General features: G+C 68.7%; 17 protein-coding genes. 7 read left to right on the top strand and 10 right to left on the bottom strand.

Annotated features, from left to right (window positions below; all coding sequences use genetic code 11):
- Positions 1-27 precede the first annotated feature (27 nt).
- Positions 28-570: a MarR family winged helix-turn-helix transcriptional regulator gene (locus ACIBG5_RS20830; RefSeq protein WP_396393133.1), complete on the bottom strand. Its 543-nt coding sequence runs from the start codon at positions 568-570 to the stop codon at positions 28-30.
- Between the two features lie 40 nt (positions 571-610).
- Between ACIBG5_RS20830 and ACIBG5_RS20825 the strand changes: the two genes are divergently transcribed.
- From ACIBG5_RS20825 to ACIBG5_RS20810, 4 genes are all read left to right on the top strand, one after another.
- A complete protein-coding gene (locus ACIBG5_RS20825; RefSeq protein WP_396393132.1) occupies positions 611-1,504 on the top strand; it encodes a DMT family transporter in 894 nt (297 codons plus the stop codon).
- The gene (locus tag ACIBG5_RS20820) at positions 1,501-3,525 is read left to right on the top strand and encodes a glycoside hydrolase family 36 protein (RefSeq protein WP_396393131.1); all 2,025 of its coding nucleotides are present in this window, start codon (positions 1,501-1,503) and stop codon (positions 3,523-3,525) included. Before ACIBG5_RS20825 ends, ACIBG5_RS20820 begins: the two co-directional genes overlap by 4 nt.
- A gap of 57 nt (positions 3,526-3,582) precedes the next feature.
- Positions 3,583-4,227: a LysE family translocator gene (locus ACIBG5_RS20815; protein WP_396393130.1), complete on the top strand. Its 645-nt coding sequence runs from the start codon at positions 3,583-3,585 to the stop codon at positions 4,225-4,227.
- Between the two features lie 149 nt (positions 4,228-4,376).
- Positions 4,377-4,589 (top strand): DUF1918 domain-containing protein, encoded by a 213-nt coding sequence (locus ACIBG5_RS20810; RefSeq protein ID WP_360454650.1) that lies wholly within the window; start codon positions 4,377-4,379, stop codon positions 4,587-4,589.
- Here the strand turns inward: ACIBG5_RS20810 and ACIBG5_RS20805 are convergent.
- On the bottom strand, positions 4,573-4,764 hold the full coding sequence (locus ACIBG5_RS20805) for a hypothetical protein (protein ID WP_396393129.1): 192 nt from the start codon (positions 4,762-4,764) through the stop codon (positions 4,573-4,575). The genes ACIBG5_RS20810 and ACIBG5_RS20805 overlap by 17 nt on opposite strands.
- 39 nt (positions 4,765-4,803) lie before the next feature.
- On the bottom strand, positions 4,804-5,052 hold the full coding sequence (locus tag ACIBG5_RS20800; RefSeq protein WP_396393128.1) for a hypothetical protein: 249 nt from the start codon (positions 5,050-5,052) through the stop codon (positions 4,804-4,806).
- 89 nt (positions 5,053-5,141) lie between these two features.
- Here ACIBG5_RS20800 and ACIBG5_RS20795 point away from each other — a divergent pair, with 89 nt between their 5' ends.
- Positions 5,142-5,909, top strand: coding sequence for an SDR family oxidoreductase (locus tag ACIBG5_RS20795; RefSeq protein ID WP_396393127.1), 768 nt, complete (start codon positions 5,142-5,144; stop codon positions 5,907-5,909).
- A gap of 10 nt (positions 5,910-5,919) precedes the next feature.
- Here the strand turns inward: ACIBG5_RS20795 and ACIBG5_RS20790 are convergent, their stop codons facing one another.
- Genes ACIBG5_RS20790 through ACIBG5_RS20780 form a run of 3 tightly spaced genes read right to left on the bottom strand, consistent with a single transcriptional unit; the run spans position 5,920 to position 8,982 of the window.
- Positions 5,920-6,420 carry a DinB family protein gene (locus tag ACIBG5_RS20790; protein ID WP_396393126.1) on the bottom strand — a complete coding sequence of 167 codons (501 nt, stop codon included), beginning with the start codon at positions 6,418-6,420 and terminating at the stop codon, positions 5,920-5,922.
- 14 nt (positions 6,421-6,434) lie between these two features.
- A complete protein-coding gene (locus tag ACIBG5_RS20785; protein ID WP_396393125.1) occupies positions 6,435-7,847 on the bottom strand; it encodes a ricin-type beta-trefoil lectin domain protein in 1,413 nt (470 codons plus the stop codon).
- A 31-nt stretch (positions 7,848-7,878) separates the two neighbouring features.
- Positions 7,879-8,982 (bottom strand): DNA glycosylase AlkZ-like family protein, encoded by a 1,104-nt coding sequence (locus tag ACIBG5_RS20780; RefSeq protein ID WP_396393124.1) that lies wholly within the window; start codon positions 8,980-8,982, stop codon positions 7,879-7,881.
- 294 nt (positions 8,983-9,276) lie between these two features.
- Here ACIBG5_RS20780 and ACIBG5_RS20775 point away from each other — a divergent pair, with 294 nt between their 5' ends.
- Together ACIBG5_RS20775 and ACIBG5_RS20770 are read left to right on the top strand one after the other, a co-directional pair.
- Positions 9,277-10,005: a hypothetical protein gene (locus ACIBG5_RS20775; protein ID WP_396393123.1), complete on the top strand. Its 729-nt coding sequence runs from the start codon at positions 9,277-9,279 to the stop codon at positions 10,003-10,005.
- A 104-nt stretch (positions 10,006-10,109) separates the two neighbouring features.
- Positions 10,110-10,379: a hypothetical protein gene (locus ACIBG5_RS20770; protein ID WP_360454617.1), complete on the top strand. Its 270-nt coding sequence runs from the start codon at positions 10,110-10,112 to the stop codon at positions 10,377-10,379.
- Positions 10,380-10,404: 25 nt separating this feature from the next.
- Here ACIBG5_RS20770 and ACIBG5_RS20765 read toward each other — a convergent pair whose 3' ends face one another.
- The 4 genes from ACIBG5_RS20765 to ACIBG5_RS20750 are packed head-to-tail and all read right to left on the bottom strand — an operon-like array spanning position 10,405 to position 14,930.
- Complete coding sequence (locus tag ACIBG5_RS20765; RefSeq protein WP_396393122.1) at positions 10,405-12,771, bottom strand: glycoside hydrolase family 65 protein; 2,367 nt, start codon at positions 12,769-12,771, stop codon at positions 10,405-10,407.
- Positions 12,768-13,511: a beta-phosphoglucomutase family hydrolase gene (locus tag ACIBG5_RS20760; RefSeq protein ID WP_396393121.1), complete on the bottom strand. Its 744-nt coding sequence runs from the start codon at positions 13,509-13,511 to the stop codon at positions 12,768-12,770. The genes ACIBG5_RS20765 and ACIBG5_RS20760 overlap by 4 nt, the downstream gene beginning before the upstream one ends.
- Before the next feature lie 37 nt (positions 13,512-13,548).
- Positions 13,549-14,520 (bottom strand): RNA polymerase subunit sigma-70, encoded by a 972-nt coding sequence (locus tag ACIBG5_RS20755; RefSeq protein ID WP_396393120.1) that lies wholly within the window; start codon positions 14,518-14,520, stop codon positions 13,549-13,551.
- Entirely contained in the window at positions 14,517-14,930 is a 414-nt protein-coding gene (locus ACIBG5_RS20750) for a VOC family protein (protein WP_396393119.1), read from the bottom strand. Before ACIBG5_RS20750 ends, ACIBG5_RS20755 begins: the two co-directional genes overlap by 4 nt.
- Positions 14,931-14,953 lie beyond the last annotated feature (23 nt).

Below are 14,953 nucleotides of genomic sequence, written 5' to 3'. Positions count from 1 at the left end.
TCGTACCGGAGTCCCAGGGGCTTGCTGTCATTCCGTGACGGCCCGACTATCCTCCGGCGGCTCGAGGTCCGCGAGCCACGTCGTGAGCAGTTCTTCCAGCTGATCCGCCTGCGCCGGACTGAGAGAGCCGAGCAGCCGCCGCTCGTTGGTCATGTGGGCGGCGAACGCCTTGTCGATCAGCCTCCGGCCCGCAGGAGTCAGCCGTACGACGCGACCGCGGCCATCGGCATCGCTGCGCCGGCGATGGACCAGACCGGCCTCCTCCAGGCGATCGACCCGCTTCGTGACCGCGCCCGTCGTCACCATCGTGTGGAGCGCTATCTCTCCCGGCGCCCGCTCGTACGGCGTTCCCGCACGCCGCAGCGCCGCGAGGACATCGAACTCTCCCTCGGTCAGGCCGTACTTCGCATAGAGCAGTGTCAGCTCGCCGGTCAGATGATTGGCGATCCGGTGCAGCCGGCCGATCACGCCCTGCGGCGCGACATCGAGATCCGGCCGGGCTGCCCGCCACTCCGCCTGGATCCTGGCCACGTGGTCTTCGGGGTGGTCTTCGGGGTGGTCTTCGGTCACACCGCAGACTATATCTTCCTGGGAAGATATAGTGTCTTCCGTGGAACCTACTTTCCGATGGGTGCTGATCACCGCGATCGCGCCGGTGGCGTGGGGCACGAACTACTTCGTCACCCACGAGTACCTGCCGGCCGGATCCCCCTTGTACGGCGCGGTGTTCCGCGCTCTGCCCGCCGGATTGCTGCTGCTCTGCCTGGCACGCCGCCTCCCCCGCGGCATCTGGTGGTGGCGGTCGCTGCTGCTCGGCGTCTGCAACATGGGGGCGTTCTTCGCGCTGATCTACCTCGCGTCACAACTGCTGCCGGTCAGCCTTGCGTCCACGATCATGTCCGCGTCGCCGCTCGCGATGACGCTCTTCGCCTGGGGCCTGCTCTCCGAGCGACCAACGCTGCCGGTGCTCGTCGGCGCCGCGGCCGGCCTCACGGGCGTCTGCCTGATGCTCGGCGCGGGTACGACGGCAGTCGACGTACGGGGTGTTGTCGCCTCGCTGGCAGCGATGACGATGTCGTCCTGCGGGTACGTGCTGGCCAAGAAATGGGGACGCGCCGACGGGCCGCTGGCGACGACCTCGTGGCAGCTCATCGCGGGCGGTCTGGTGCTGATTCCGTTCGCCGTCGTCTTCGAGGGCGCTCCGCCGGCGCTGGACCTCGCGGCGGTCGGCGGGTTCGCGTACGTCGGCCTGATCGCGACGGCCGTTGCGTTCACGGCGTGGTTCACCGGCTTGCGCCATCTGAGTGCCGCGACGGTCGGGCTGATCGGGCTTCTGAACCCGGTGACCGGCGTACTGCTCGGGCTGACGTTGTCGGGTGAGGCGCTGACGCTGCGCCAGGTGGCGGGGCTGGCGCTGGTTCTGGCGGGGATCACGCTGAGTCGTCCACGAGGCGGATCGCGGGTTGAAGTGCGGACGGAGGAACCTTCTAAGGTTTATCGATGAACCTCCTGCGCTGGAGCACGCCCGAGTTGACCCTGACCTTCACGCTCGACGACGGTCCGGTCCGGCTGATCGCCGTCCAAGCCATTGAGGCACCGGCCCACGAGTCCCCGGTGCCTGGGCAGGCGTTGGTGGAGGTCTCGGCGCTCGGGTACGGACGCTCCCCGGGGACGAACCGGCACGTCGACACGATCCTCGGCCAGCGGCTGCGGTACGTCGGCCATGACGACCACGGATCCACGTTGCGCATCGTCCAGGAAGACGCCGGGACCGGTCTGCGGATCACCAGTGTGTTCGAGGCGCGCGCCGGCGTACGGGCGTGGTCCGAGGCGTCGCTGACCGGACCGGGTGAGCTCGAACTGACCTGCCTGTCATCGCTGGTCGTCGGTCTCCAGTCGGTCGACGCGGAGCTGCACTCGGCCGCCAACGACTGGATGGCCGAGAACCGATGGTCGGTCCAACCACTCCGATCGGGCCGGGTCCCGAAGATCGTCCGCGATCCGCACTACCCGGTCGCGAAGGGCCGGCACGCGGTGACGAGTACCGGCTCGTGGTCGAGTGGTGAGTCGTTGCCGGTCGGCGTTCTGGTCGACCGCGAGTACGCCCTGGGTTGGCAGATCGAGCACAACGGACCCTGGCACTACGAACTCGGGGAGAACCGGCAGGGCGGTTACCTGCTGCTCAGCGGGCCGACCGATCAGGAACACCAGTGGACCGTGCGGCTGACCGCGGACGCGCCGTTCACCACTGTGCCTGTCTCGCTCGTCGTCGGAACCGACTCAGACAGCGCTCTCGGCGCTCTCACCCGGCAGCGGCGTGCGCTGCGGATGCGGCGGCCGGTTGATGACCGGATGCCGGTGATCTTCAACGACTACATGAACACGTTGATGGGCGACCCGACGACGGAGAAACTACTGCCGCTCATCGACGCCGCGGCCGAGGCGGGTGCGGACTACTTCTGCATCGACGCCGGCTGGTACGCCGAGGGCGACTGGTGGAGCACCGTCGGTGCGTGGCAGCCGTCGACCACCCGCTTCCCGAAGGGACTCGGCGAGGTGATCGACCGGATCCACGAGCGCGGCATGGTGCCCGGTCTGTGGCTGGAACCGGAGGTGATCGGTGTCGACTCCCCGATCGCCGGCAGCCTGCCCGACGACGCGTTCCTCACCCGGGCTGGCATCCGCGTCGCCGAACACGGTCGCTACCTCCTCGACCTGCGCAGCCCATTGGCGCGCCAGCACCTCGACGACACCGTCGACCGGTTGGTCAGCGACTTCGGCATCGGCTTCTTCAAGTTCGACAACAACACGATGACCGGCCCAGGCACCGACAAGGGCGGTACGTCGCTCGGCCACGGACTGCTAGAACACAACCGCGCACTGCTCCGCTGGCTCGACGGCATCCAGGCTCGGCACCCTGACCTGCTGATCGAGAACTGCGCCTCCGGCGCGATGCGGATGGACTACGCCATGCTGTCGCGGCTCCATCTGCAGTCGACGTCGGACCAGCAACACCCCTTGCTCTACGTCCCGATCGCGGCCGCCGCACCTGCCGCCGTACTCCCCGAACAGGCCGGCCACTGGGCGTACCCGATCACCGGGACCACGCGCGAGGAGTTCACCCTCGCGTTGGCCAACGGCATCCTCGGACGGCTGTATCTGTCCGGTCACCTCAACCAGATGACCGAGTCCGAGCGGGAGCTGGTCCGATCCGCGGTCAGCGCGCACCGCGGCGTACTCGAGGACCTGCCGAGCCTGCTCCCCCGCTGGCCGCTGGGCCTTCCTGACTGGGATGACGAGTGGATCGCCCTCGGCCTCAGCGACTCGTCCACCACCTATCTGAGTCTCTGGCACCGGTCCCCCGGACCGTCCGAGGTCACCTTCTCTCTCCCGCACGGCACCATCACGCCGATCTTCCCGACAGACCTCGACGGCTGGACCTACAGCTGGTCAGGAGACTCCCTCACCGTCACGACCGCCGTTCCCGAGCCATCCGCCCGCATCATCCGGGTGAGCGCCGCCTGACGTTTCACGACGTGGAAATTCGCGTGAGGGCAGGCGAGGCCGGGTCAGGATGGGGAGATGGAGACTTCGGTAGTCGTGGGGTTCGTGGTGGCCGTGTTCCTGGTGAGTGTGGTGCCGGGGCCGGACATGCTGTTCGTGGTGGCGAACGCGGCGGTCGGGGGCCGACGAGCCGGGGTGGTCGCGGCGGCGGGGATGTCGACCGGGCTGGCGGTTCACACCGTCGCAGCGGCGCTGGGGCTCGGTGCGCTGATCCAGGCGGCGCCACAGGTGCTGAACGGCGTACGGATCGCCGGAGCGGCATTCCTGCTGTACCTCGCCTATCTGACCTGGCGGGCCAGCCGGCAACACGTCGGTGAGCCCGAGGAGGTGCCTGACGTGCCACAGCGGACGCTGCGCAAGACGTATGTGATGGCGACGCTGACGAACCTCGCCAACCCGAAGGTCATCCTGTTCTACCTGGCGTTCGTCCCGCAGTTCATCAGCACTGGCACGGGCGCCTGGCCGGCAACCGTCCAGTTCCTGGTCCTCGGCGCGATCTTCATCCTGGTCGGCTTCCCGGTCGACGCGTCGGTCGCGCTGCTCGCGGGCGGCCTGACCAGCAAGTTCCTCCGCGCGGGCAGCACCGTCCGTCGCCGCCTGGAACGCGTCTGCGCCGGTATCTTCGCCGCCCTGGCCGCCCGCCTCGCCACCGACATCCATTGACGGCCGATGCGGTCGCGATCGCGGTGATCTGACCGGGCGCAGGGGGTGGTGCCGGGCGAGGGTTCGGGCCAAGCTGGGGGCATCGGGGCGGCAACGGGGATCGCCGTCCGACCAGCGGCGACGGAGGTTGTGATGGGAGCGAAGGAGATGTGCGACTCGAGCGGGTGGGCCCGGTGAAGGCGGCGGCCGGCGACCAGGTAGTTGTCGAGAGCAACCACCTGAGCGCACACCGGCGGGAGGGCCAGATCGTCGAGGTCCACGACCCCGGCGGCGCACCGCCGTACCTGGTGCACTGGTCCGACACCGACACCGAGTCCCTGTTCTTCCCTGGCCCGGACGCACACATCATCCCGGCTGGGTGAACAGCCGTACGGTCCGGTGCCACGGATTGGACCGCAGATCGGGATTGAGCAGCGCGGCGGCGACATAGTACTTGCTGACATGGATCGGCCGGACCTGAAGCTCGCGCAGGACCCGATCCGCGACTCCCGCACGCCCGGCCGTCTTGCTCTCCACCAGCACGGTGTCCGGCAGCACCGCGATCGACTTCCCCGCGTCGAAGAACGGAGCCCGACGTCACAGGTCATCCGCGCATGCTCCACCGGATCGACCAACGTGCTCCGCCGGTACGTCGTGATGAGCGACGGCCGCAGTCGGCCGCGGGTTCGCGGTCGGTGGCGGCGTCGACGGACTCGTGGCGGCGGGGACGACGACCGTGTCGCCGAGCTCAGGCTGGGACCGGTCGGCCAGGTACCGCGGCAGCAGGAACCCGGCCACCACCAGCACGCCGGCGACAAGCCCGTAGATCAGACGTGGAGACCGCATGCTCACGGCCTGCGATCCCTCCCGGTGAACCGCATGAGCCGAACATTACAGATTTCTCATGTGCAAGCCCGGACCGGCAGAATCGCGGCATGACTCTCCCCACCTCGAACCGTCCTGTCGCGCTCGTCACCGGCGTCGGCCGCACCGTCGGCATCGGCGCGGGCATCGCCCGCCAACTCGCCGCGTCCGGATGGGACATCGCCTTCACCTACTGGACGGCGTACGACGAGCGGATGACGTGGGGCGTGCAGTCGGGCGCGACCGAAGAGATCACCAAGGAACTCAGCGGCCTCGGGGCGGCCGCGGTCCCGATCGAGGCGGACCTGGTCGACCCGGCGGCTCCCGAGCGGATCTTCACCACGGCCGAGGAGCGGTTGGGCGGCGTGACCGCCCTGGTGATGTGCCACACCGAGTCGGTCAACTCCGGCATCCTCGACACCACCCTCGAGAGCTTCGACCGGCACTTCGCCGTGAACGCGCGAGCGACCTGGCTGCTGATCCGCGAATACGGCCTGCGGTTCAAGGGCGCGCCGGGCACCGGCCGGATCATCGCGCTGACCAGCGATCACACCGTCGGCAATCTCCCGTACGGCGCGAGCAAGGGCGCGCTGGACCGGATCACCCTGGCCGCGGCCGAGGAACTGGCCCACCTCGGCGTCAGTGCGAACGTCGTCAACCCCGGGCCGATCGACACCGGCTGGATGACCGACGAGATCCGCGCGAGCGGCATCCGCCAGACCCCACTCGGCCGGCTCGGTACGCCGCAGGACACGGCCAACCTGGTCGACTTCCTCTGCTCCCCGCGGGGCCAGTGGATCAACGGCCAGCTGCTGCTGAGCAACGGCGGCTTCGCCTAGACAGGCCCGCTCAGGCGCCGGTCGCGCCGTCGAGCTGTTCGCGGAGGATGTCCGCGTGGCCACCGTGGCGGGCGTGCTCGCGGATCATGTGTACGTAGACCCAGCGCAGCGAGACCTCGCCGAGGCGCTCGTGCGGTACGACGTGATCCAGCGGCAGGTCAGCCGCTATTCGGCGGGACTCGGCGCACGCCTCCTCGTAGGCGGCGATGACGTCGTCGATGGTCACGTCGTCGGCAACCGTCCAGCTCTGCTCGCCGCCGCGTGCGTCACCCGCGATCTCCTCGCGGGGCCGCTGGGCGATGCTGTGCTGGAACCAGTTGCGCTCCACGCCGGCGAGATGGTTCACCAACCCGATCGGCGTGGTCAGCGACGGCACCAGCCGGCGCCGGGCGTCCGCCTCGGACAGGCCGCGGAGCTTGTCGACCGCGACCCGCCGGTGCGCGTCGAGGAAGGCTTCGAGCACCTCGCGCTCACCCGCGGTCCGGGCGAGGTCTTCATCAAACAGATCCACCCGCTGGACTGTAGTCAGGAGCGAGTCCATTTCTGGTTGTCCGCGCCGTTGCAGAGCCACACGTCGACCGCCGTACCGTTGCCTGTCCCAGCGCCGGCAGCGTCCAGGCACAGGTCGGGATCGGCCACGCTGGTGACGGTCTGGTCGGCGTTGAGCTCCCACGCCTGGTTGGTGGCTCCGGTGCAGTTCTCGATGGTGACCGCGCTCCCGGCGGCTGCCCCGGCAGTCATGCACTTGTCGGTGTAGACGGTGAGCTGCTTGTCCGCGGTGTAGTTCCACGACTGGTTACCGCCGTTGTTGCAGTCCCACAGGTCGAGCGCCGTACCAGGGCTGGTCGAGAAGCCCGGTACGTCGACGCACCGGCCGCTGGCGACTCCACGCAGCGGTGCGCCCGGAGGCGCGGGCGGCAGGTCGTTCGTCGGCTCCGTCTTGAGCAGACCCCAGCCCCACCACAGCTGCGCGCGACCACTCTGGCTGTTGACCTCCAGGTCCGCCGGGCCGACCTGCGTGGTCATCGAGTACGAGTCGCCGGTCCGCAGTCCGGGCCAGTAGACGATGCCCATCTTGTTCTCGCGCGCGACCTGCGTGAGAGCACCGAGGTACGCCGTATAGACGTTGCCCTCGTGGTTGCCGTAGTTCAAGCCGATCGTCATCGGTGAGCCGGCCTCGTCGATCACGGTGCGCCAGCCGTACGAACCGATCCGGGGCCGCAGGTTCGCGAGCCACGCAGCCTCGGTCGTGTCGGAGGCCCAGAAGCCGTAGAAATGCAGGGACAGCAGCGTGCCCTCGAGCTCGGGAGCCGCGCCGACTCCGGTGACGCTGTCGTTGTAGCCGGTGCCCGAGATGACGAACCGGCCGCGCGGAACGCTGTGGTGCCGCTGGATCCAGGACGAGGTGAGCGACACCCACTCGGGCAGCGAGTAGCCGAACGGCTCGTTCATCGGCTCGAAGTACACCCGCGGGTTCTTGCCGTAGGCCTTGAAGACGGTGTCCCACATCGCGTCGAACTTCGCGGGGTCGTCGACCCGGCCGTCCTTGGCGTTGTCGGCCTCCCAGTAGCTCAGGATCACCTTGAAGCCGCTCGCCACGGACGCGTCGATCGCGGCACGGTACGAATTCCACCAAGCCGTGCCCACGCTCGACGGGTTGATCGGCAGCCGGATCGTGTTGGCCTTCAGTTCGTGACGGAACTCGCCGACGATGCCGGTCGCCTTCCCGTACGTCGTCTCGTAGTCGTCAGCCGTGCTCAGTCCGGACGGGACCACTTCGTCGTCGGCGTAGTTGTCCCTTGGATCGGCCCAGTTGACACCGCGAAAGTCGTTCGTCGTAGGCGGCGGTGGTGCCGCGACGGCGGGAACGGTCAGCGCGGTAGTGAGGGTGGCAGCGGCGAACAGGGCGGCGGCGATACGGCGGGCGGTTGATCTCACGCTGCGATGTTCACGTAAACATAGGGCCTCGTCAAGACTTCACGACGAGGTGCAGCTCGAGCCACTTGGCCAGGTCCCGCAGCTCGCGATGCACCGCCGTACTCAATGCCTTGGAGAACGGTGCGTCCTCGTGAATGGCGTCGACCCGGAACACACCGGCCTTCCGGTCCGAGGTCGCGTCGACCTTCCCGACCAGTCGGTCACCGTGCAGGATCGGCAGCGCGAAGTACCCCCAGCGGCGCTTGGCGACGGGCTTGTACATCTCCAGCTGGTAGTCGAACTCGAACAGTTCCAGGATCCGCTTGCGGTCGTAGACCAACCGGTCCAGCGGCGACAGCAACGCCGTACGTCCGGAGAACGGCTGACCCAGCAGCTCCGGGTCGACGCGCCATTCACCCCGGACGCCGTCGACCACGGCCGGCTCCCCCGCGACGCCTGCGTCGAGTGACTCGCCGGCGCACGCTTCACCTTTGACGCGCAGGATGCCGTGTGATCGCAGCCGCTGTCCGTCCCGGATCCGCCGCGCCTCCTCGATCGGGATCGCCGGCTCGTCCGGATACACCCGCGTGGCCAGATCCCACAGCTTGTCGCGCCCGTCCCGGCCCGCGATCGCGACCTCGCCGCGCTGGAGCATGAACTCCAGCATTTGCGAGACGTTGCGGTTGTTGGTCCATCCGCTCGATTTCCACGGCACCACACAGGTGTCCGGCAGCTCGCGCATGATCAGCGGACCGTCCTGCCGCAGCCGCTCGAGGATGTCCAGCCGGCAGCCCTCGTTGGCCTTCACCCAGTCGCGCCGGTCCTCCTGCCAGTCGAGCAGCGGACCCCTCCCCGGCCACGCCTCCATCTCGGCGCGGAACAGCACCAGGCTCTCGCTCGGCCGGGCGAACCCCCGCAACTCCAGCAGCTCCAGCGTCGCGAGCGCTTCGGCCAGTTCCGCCGGTGAGTACGACGATCCGAGCCGGCTCCACGCCACGAGGTCGGCGTTGGGTGCGACGGCCGCCGTCTGATCGAGCTGCACCGCGGTCAGGCCACGAACCATCTCCATCAGTCCGGCCGGCCGTTCGCGTCCGAGCAGTTGTGCACGCACGGCAAGGCGCCGCGCATCCCGCCGGGACAGCTGATGAACAGTCACGTCCCGAGGCTAATCCACCCTGCGGACAGTTCCGGCCGCGCGGAATTTCGACACTGCCGGGTCCACTCACAACCCGCCGCGCAGGACGTTGAAGTCGTTTGCATCGCGATGCAAAACTGGTGTTGTACACGCCCGAGCAGGTGGGGACCTGGTGAGCTCGGTGGCGTGGTCGCATGGGGGGGCATCGTGGTCGTTCGAGCATGGACGTTGGCGTGTGTTGCTGTACTCAGCCTGGTCGCGGGATGTTCGAGTGCCACGGGGGCCGATCAATCGAGTGGGGACAAGATCACTCCGTTGGTTCCACCGCCGAGCAATCCAGCTCCACTGAGGCCCGCGGCGGACTGCTCGAAGTCCGACGTACCGCTGGAGCCGGCGTCGGCGATGGATGGCGTACGGCTGGATGCCAGCACGGACGCGACCCAGACGTCACTGCTGCTCAAGAACACCGGACTCCTGTCGGTCGTCGTCATCCCGGACGAGAGCTGGACCACGCGCCTGATGGTCGCGCGGCACGGCAACCCGACCGATCCGGCCTCGGTGGCCGCGCTAGCCGCGGTGATCGGCAGCGGCAGTCTCAGCGCGGTGTCCGCGTTGCCGACGGGATTCCCGGCAAGTCAGGCGGTCATCGTTCCGCCGGGCTGGGCAGTGTGTGCCCTGTCCGACGATGTCCGCGAGCCGGCGAGCGTGCGCTATCTGAGGGACAAGGCGTCCAGCGCGGAGTACTTCGTCGTGAAGGGACTGGCGGACCAGTTGGTCTCGCGGACGAGGACGTCCGGCGCCACGCTGCTGGAGTGCGCGAAGAGCACGTTGCAACTGCTCAAGGAGCGGCCGGACCTAGGAGACATCCAGCTCTACGCGGAAGTGCTCGGCGCCGAGTCCGACTGCCGCGCCAGCTACAAGGCGCTGCTCTCCAACGACGAGCGGGCCGCCCAGCGAACCAGCACCACGGTGCTGAACCTGCTGGAACGGACTCCGCAACTGCTGGAGACGACCAGACTGTTCGCGGCTCTGGCACGCGGCTGACCCAGGGTCGGCTCCGGGTGCGATCAGGGTCAACTCCAACTGCGCGGCGACCCTGTCTGCCGGACACTGGAGACAGAATCGTTCGCACCCGGAGGAATCAGACCATGATCGGCTTCATCGTTGCCGGACTCATCATCGGCGCGCTCGCCCGACTCTTCACGCCCGGCAAGCAGAAGCTCGGCCTGCTCGCCACTCTGCTGCTCGGCCTGGCCGGATCCGTCATCGGCGGCACGATCGCCAGCGTTCTCGGCACCGGCGGCATCTTCGAACTGAACGTCCTCGGCTTCGTCGTCGCGGTGATCTCCTCGGTCCTGCTGGTCGGCACCGCGGAGTCCCTCTCCGCCCGACGTAAGCACTCGATCACGCAGCGCTGACTCAACCAAGCTGTCAGTCCGAGGCTCAGTGGTCGTTGTGCGCAATGGCCGACCGCGGCTCCCGGCCCACCGGCTGGGTCGGCCGCGGTAGCAGGGGCTGACGTTTCTCCAGGGAGCGGGTCACCGGCGAATCCGTCGTCACGGTGATCCGCTCCCCTGCATGTCGCAACGTCATGCTGGCCCCCGGACCGTCATGGACGCTGTAGGTCACGTCGACCGAGTTGATGTCCACCGTCAACCGCACGCCGCGCCAGCGGATCCTGAACACCAGCCGGGGCAGGCCCTCCGGCAGGGCCGGATCGAAGCACAGATCGCCGTCCACCTGCCGCAGTCCGCCGAAGCCGGAGACCAGAGCGGTCCACGCACCGGCGAGTGACGCCATGTGCAGGCCGTCGCCGGTGTTGTGGTGCAGGTTCCGCATGTCGATCAGCGCGGCCTCGTACGCGTAGTCGTAGGCCAGGTCCAGATGACCCACCTCGGCCGCCATCACGGCCTGGACGCACGCCGACAACGACGAATCCCGCACCGTCAGCCGCTCGTAGTAGTCGAAGTTCCGCGCCTTCTCCTCGAGCGTGAACGCATCGCCGCACCAGAACGTCGCCAGCATCAGGTCGGCCTGCTTGATCACCTGTTTGCGGTACAGCTCGAAGTACGCCGCGTGCAGCAGCAGCGGGTACTTGTCCTTGTACGCCTCGAAGTCCCACTCGGCGTACCCGGTGAAGCCTTCGGACTGCGGATGGACGCCGAGGTCCTCGTCGTACGGCACATGGACGGCGGCCGCCGCGTCGCGCCAGCACGCCTCCTCCTCGCTGTCGACGCCGAGCTCACGGGCCTTCGCCGGGTGCTTGACCGCCACCTCGGCCGCCGACCGCAGATTCCGTGCCGCCATCAGGTTGGTGAAAACGTTGTCGTCGGCAACGGCGCTGTACTCGTCCGGTCCGGTCACGCCGGGCAGATGCCACCGGCCGTGCCGGTCGTGATGGCCCAGCGAGATCCACAACCGGGCCGTCTCCACCAGGAGTTCGAGCCCGACCTCCTCGAGGAACTGGTCGTCGCCGGTGACGGTGTAGTGCCGCATCACCGCGTCGGCGATGTCGGCGTTGATGTGAAACGCCGCCGTCCCCGCCGGCCAGTAGCCGGAGCACTCCTGGCCGCGGATGGTCCGCCACGGGAACGACGCACCGCGCAGCCCCAGCACCGCTGCACGCTCCCTGGCCATGCCGAGCGTGGAGTGGCGCCAGCGGAGGGCGTCGGCCGCCGCGTCGGGCATCGTGTAGTTGAGGACCGGCAGCACGAAACCCTCGGTGTCCCAGAACGTGTGGCCGTCGTACCCGGCACCGGTCAGGCCTTTCGACGGGATCGCGCGTCGCTCCGCGCGTGCACCCGCCTGCAGGACATGGAAGAGCGCGAACCGGACGGCCTGCTGCAGCTCGGAGTGGCCGTGCACCTCGACGTCCGCGCCGTCCCAGAAGTCGTCCAGGAAGTCGGCCTGCTGCTTGACCAGACCGTCCCAGCCCGAGAAGCGCGCACTGGACAGTGCGGCGGCGACCTGGTCCCGGATCGCCGTCTCCGAGCGCAGACTCGACCAGCCGTACGCGAGGTACTTCACCACCCGCAGGCTCTCCCCCGGCTGCAGCTGGCAGATCACCGTGGACCGGGCCCAGTTCTCCCGCACATCCAGGTCCATCGCGTACCGCGCGGGTGCCTCGACCTCATGTGTCATCGCGGCCGCCATCAGCTGCCGGCTTCGCGTGGTCCGGTGGATCAGCACGACGCCGTTCTCACCGCCGTCGTGGCTGACCGGTTTCAACGGGTTGTCCAGTACGGCGGCCACCCGCGGATCGTCGGACAGCTTCGGCTGGCTCTCGTTCGCGACCAGTTCGGACTGCACCACGAACCGGGCCGGCTGGTCCACCGGCTCCACGACGTACTCGATCGCGGCGATCGCACGCTGGGTCAGCGACACCAGTCGGCGGCTGCGCACCCGGATCCGCTTGCCACCGGGTGACGTCCAGTCCACGTCGCGCTGCAGGATGCCGGTGCGGAAGTCCAATGAGCGCTCGTGCTGGGTCAGGTAGCCGTAGCGGATGTCGAACGGCGAGTCGTCGACGAGCAGCCGGATCAGCTTGCCGTTGGTCACGTCCACCAGCGTCTGCCCCGACTCGGGATAGCCGTACCCGGCTTCGGCGTACGGCAGCGGGCGCTGCTCGTAGAACGAATTCAGATAGGTGCCCGGGATCGCGTACGGCTCGCCCTCGTCCAGATTGCCGCGCAGCCCGATGTGCCCGTTGGACAGCGCGAACAGCGACTCGGACTGGGCCAGCCGGTCCATCTGCAGTCGCGTCTCGCGCAGCCGCCACGGCTCGATCGGATGGTGCCCGCGATCGATCATCGACCCTCCAGAAGCTCGGCCAGGTCGCGGACCACGACGTCGGCACCGTGGACCTTGAGCTGATCGGCCTGTCCGACCCGGTCAACACCAATCACATGCCCGAAATGCCCGGATCGGCCGGCGGACACGCCGGCCAACGCGTCCTCGAACACCGCGGCCTCCGACGGATCCACGCCGAACTTCTTCGCCGCGGCCAGGAACGTGTCCGGCGCCGGCTTCCCGTGCAACCCTTCGGTCCGGATCGTGATGCCGTCGACGACCTCCTCGACGTACTGCGCCAGCTCGGTGACGGCGAGGACCTCGCGGGTGTTGGCGCTCGACGACACCACCGCCCGCCGGAGTCCGACCGCCTCGACGGCCTGCAGGTACTGCCGGGAGCCTTCGAACACGTGCACGCCCTCGGTCCGGATCCGCCGCTGGACTGCCTCGTTCTTCCGGTTGCCGAGACCGTTGACGGTCAGGGCGTCCGGCGGGTCGTCCGGGGTCCCGTCCGGCAGGCTGATCCCGCGCGCCGTCAGGAAGTCCCGGACGCCGTCGACGCGCGGCTTGCCGTCGACGTAGGCGTCGTACTCCTTACGGGCATCGAAGGGTGTGAACGGCCGGCCGTGCTCGTCGGCGTACGCCTGGAGGAACTTGTCGAACATCTCTTTCCAGGCCGCGGCATGGACGGCCGCGGTGTCGGTGAGCACACCGTCGAGGTCGAACAGACAGGCCCGGATCCCCGTGGGCAGTCCCAGCATCTTCCACCTTCTCGTGTCCGGTGAGCGTGCCTCCAGATTAGTCAGACAAGAGGGGCGGCAGCCCGAAGGCGGGGAAGCGGGAGTAGCCGAACGTGGTGATCTCACCGATCAGACCGTCGGCGGTGACCCGGAGTACGTCGAGTTTGAACGCACGGAACTCCGTGTCCCCCGGCCGGCGCAGATACGACGCCGCGGCCGGCTGCCGGTTCGCCAAGGTGGGCACCAGCCGCCAGTCGCCGTCGCGGTCCGGGCCGAACGCCCGCTCGAACAACGGCAGGCACGCGTCCAGACCCTCGAACGACAACAGGTCCGGCGGCATCGAGACGCGCAGATCCTCGGCCGCGATGGCGACCGCGGCCGCCGCGTCGCACCGCTCGTGCGCGTCGATGAAGCGATCGAGGAGCTCCCGCTCGGCGGCGGTCGGACGTGGGGCGGTCCAGTCGGTACGGCGAGCAGGCAACTGTTGCTGCATCGTCGCCCGGGCCCGCTGCAGGGCACTGTTCGCCGCCGCCACGCTTGTCTCGAGCAGTGTGGCGGTGTCGGTGGCGGGCCAGCCCAGCACGTCCCGGGCGATCAGTGCGGCCCGCTGCCGCGGCGGCAACGCCTGCAGTGCGACCAGGAAGGCGAGCTCGATCGTCTCCCGGTCCACTGCGACCGCGTCCGGCTGGTCGGCGGACGGAGCGATCTCGTCGAGCAACCGGTCCGGGTACGGCTGGAGCCACACCATCTCCCCCGGCGACGCGTTCTGCCTGCGCGCGTGCCGCCGGGTCTCGTCCAGGCACACGTTGGTCGCGATCCGGTACAACCACGCCCGGAAGTACGTGCGGCCGTCGTAGGAGTCCCGGCCGCGCCAGGCCCGCAGCAGCGTCTCCTGTACGGCGTCCTCCGCATCGTCGAAGGACGCCAGCATCCGGTAGCAGTGCACATGCAGCTCGCGCCGGTACCGGCCCGCGAGGTCGGCGAACGCGGTCTCGTCACCCGCGAACGCCGCCTCTTCAACCGTGCTCATGACGCCTTGCCCACCTCCTGGACCGTCCAGCCGTTGCCGTCCGGGTCCTGGAAGCTGAGGAAGGTGCCGTAGTCGCTGCGGTCCGGGTGTACTCCGTCCTGCTTGCCCGCCGCGGAGAAGTGGAAGGGCTCGCTGACCTCGACACCGCGCTCCACCAGCTCGGTCCGGGCCGCCTCGACGTCGTTCACCACCAGGTGCGTGCCCTCGTACGTGCCCGGCGCGGCCTTGGTCAGTCCGGTGCCGATGGTGATCGAGCACGCGGATCCGGGCGGCGTCAACTGCACGACCCGGAAGTCGTCACCGGCCCGGTGGTCGACGTCCTCGGTGAAACCGAGCTGCTCGGTGTAGAACTTCTTGGCCCGGTCCACGTCGGACACCGGCACGATCACGAGTTCGAGCTTCCAGTCCATCTGCTGCCTCCTGCGGTCGGGTC

The organism is Kribbella sp. NPDC050241, from assembly GCF_044459685.1.
GTDB lineage: Bacteria > Actinomycetota > Actinomycetes > Propionibacteriales > Kribbellaceae > Kribbella.
The sequence above is the reverse complement of the archived record's forward strand: the minus strand, read 5'-3'. Positions and strand labels throughout refer to the sequence as shown.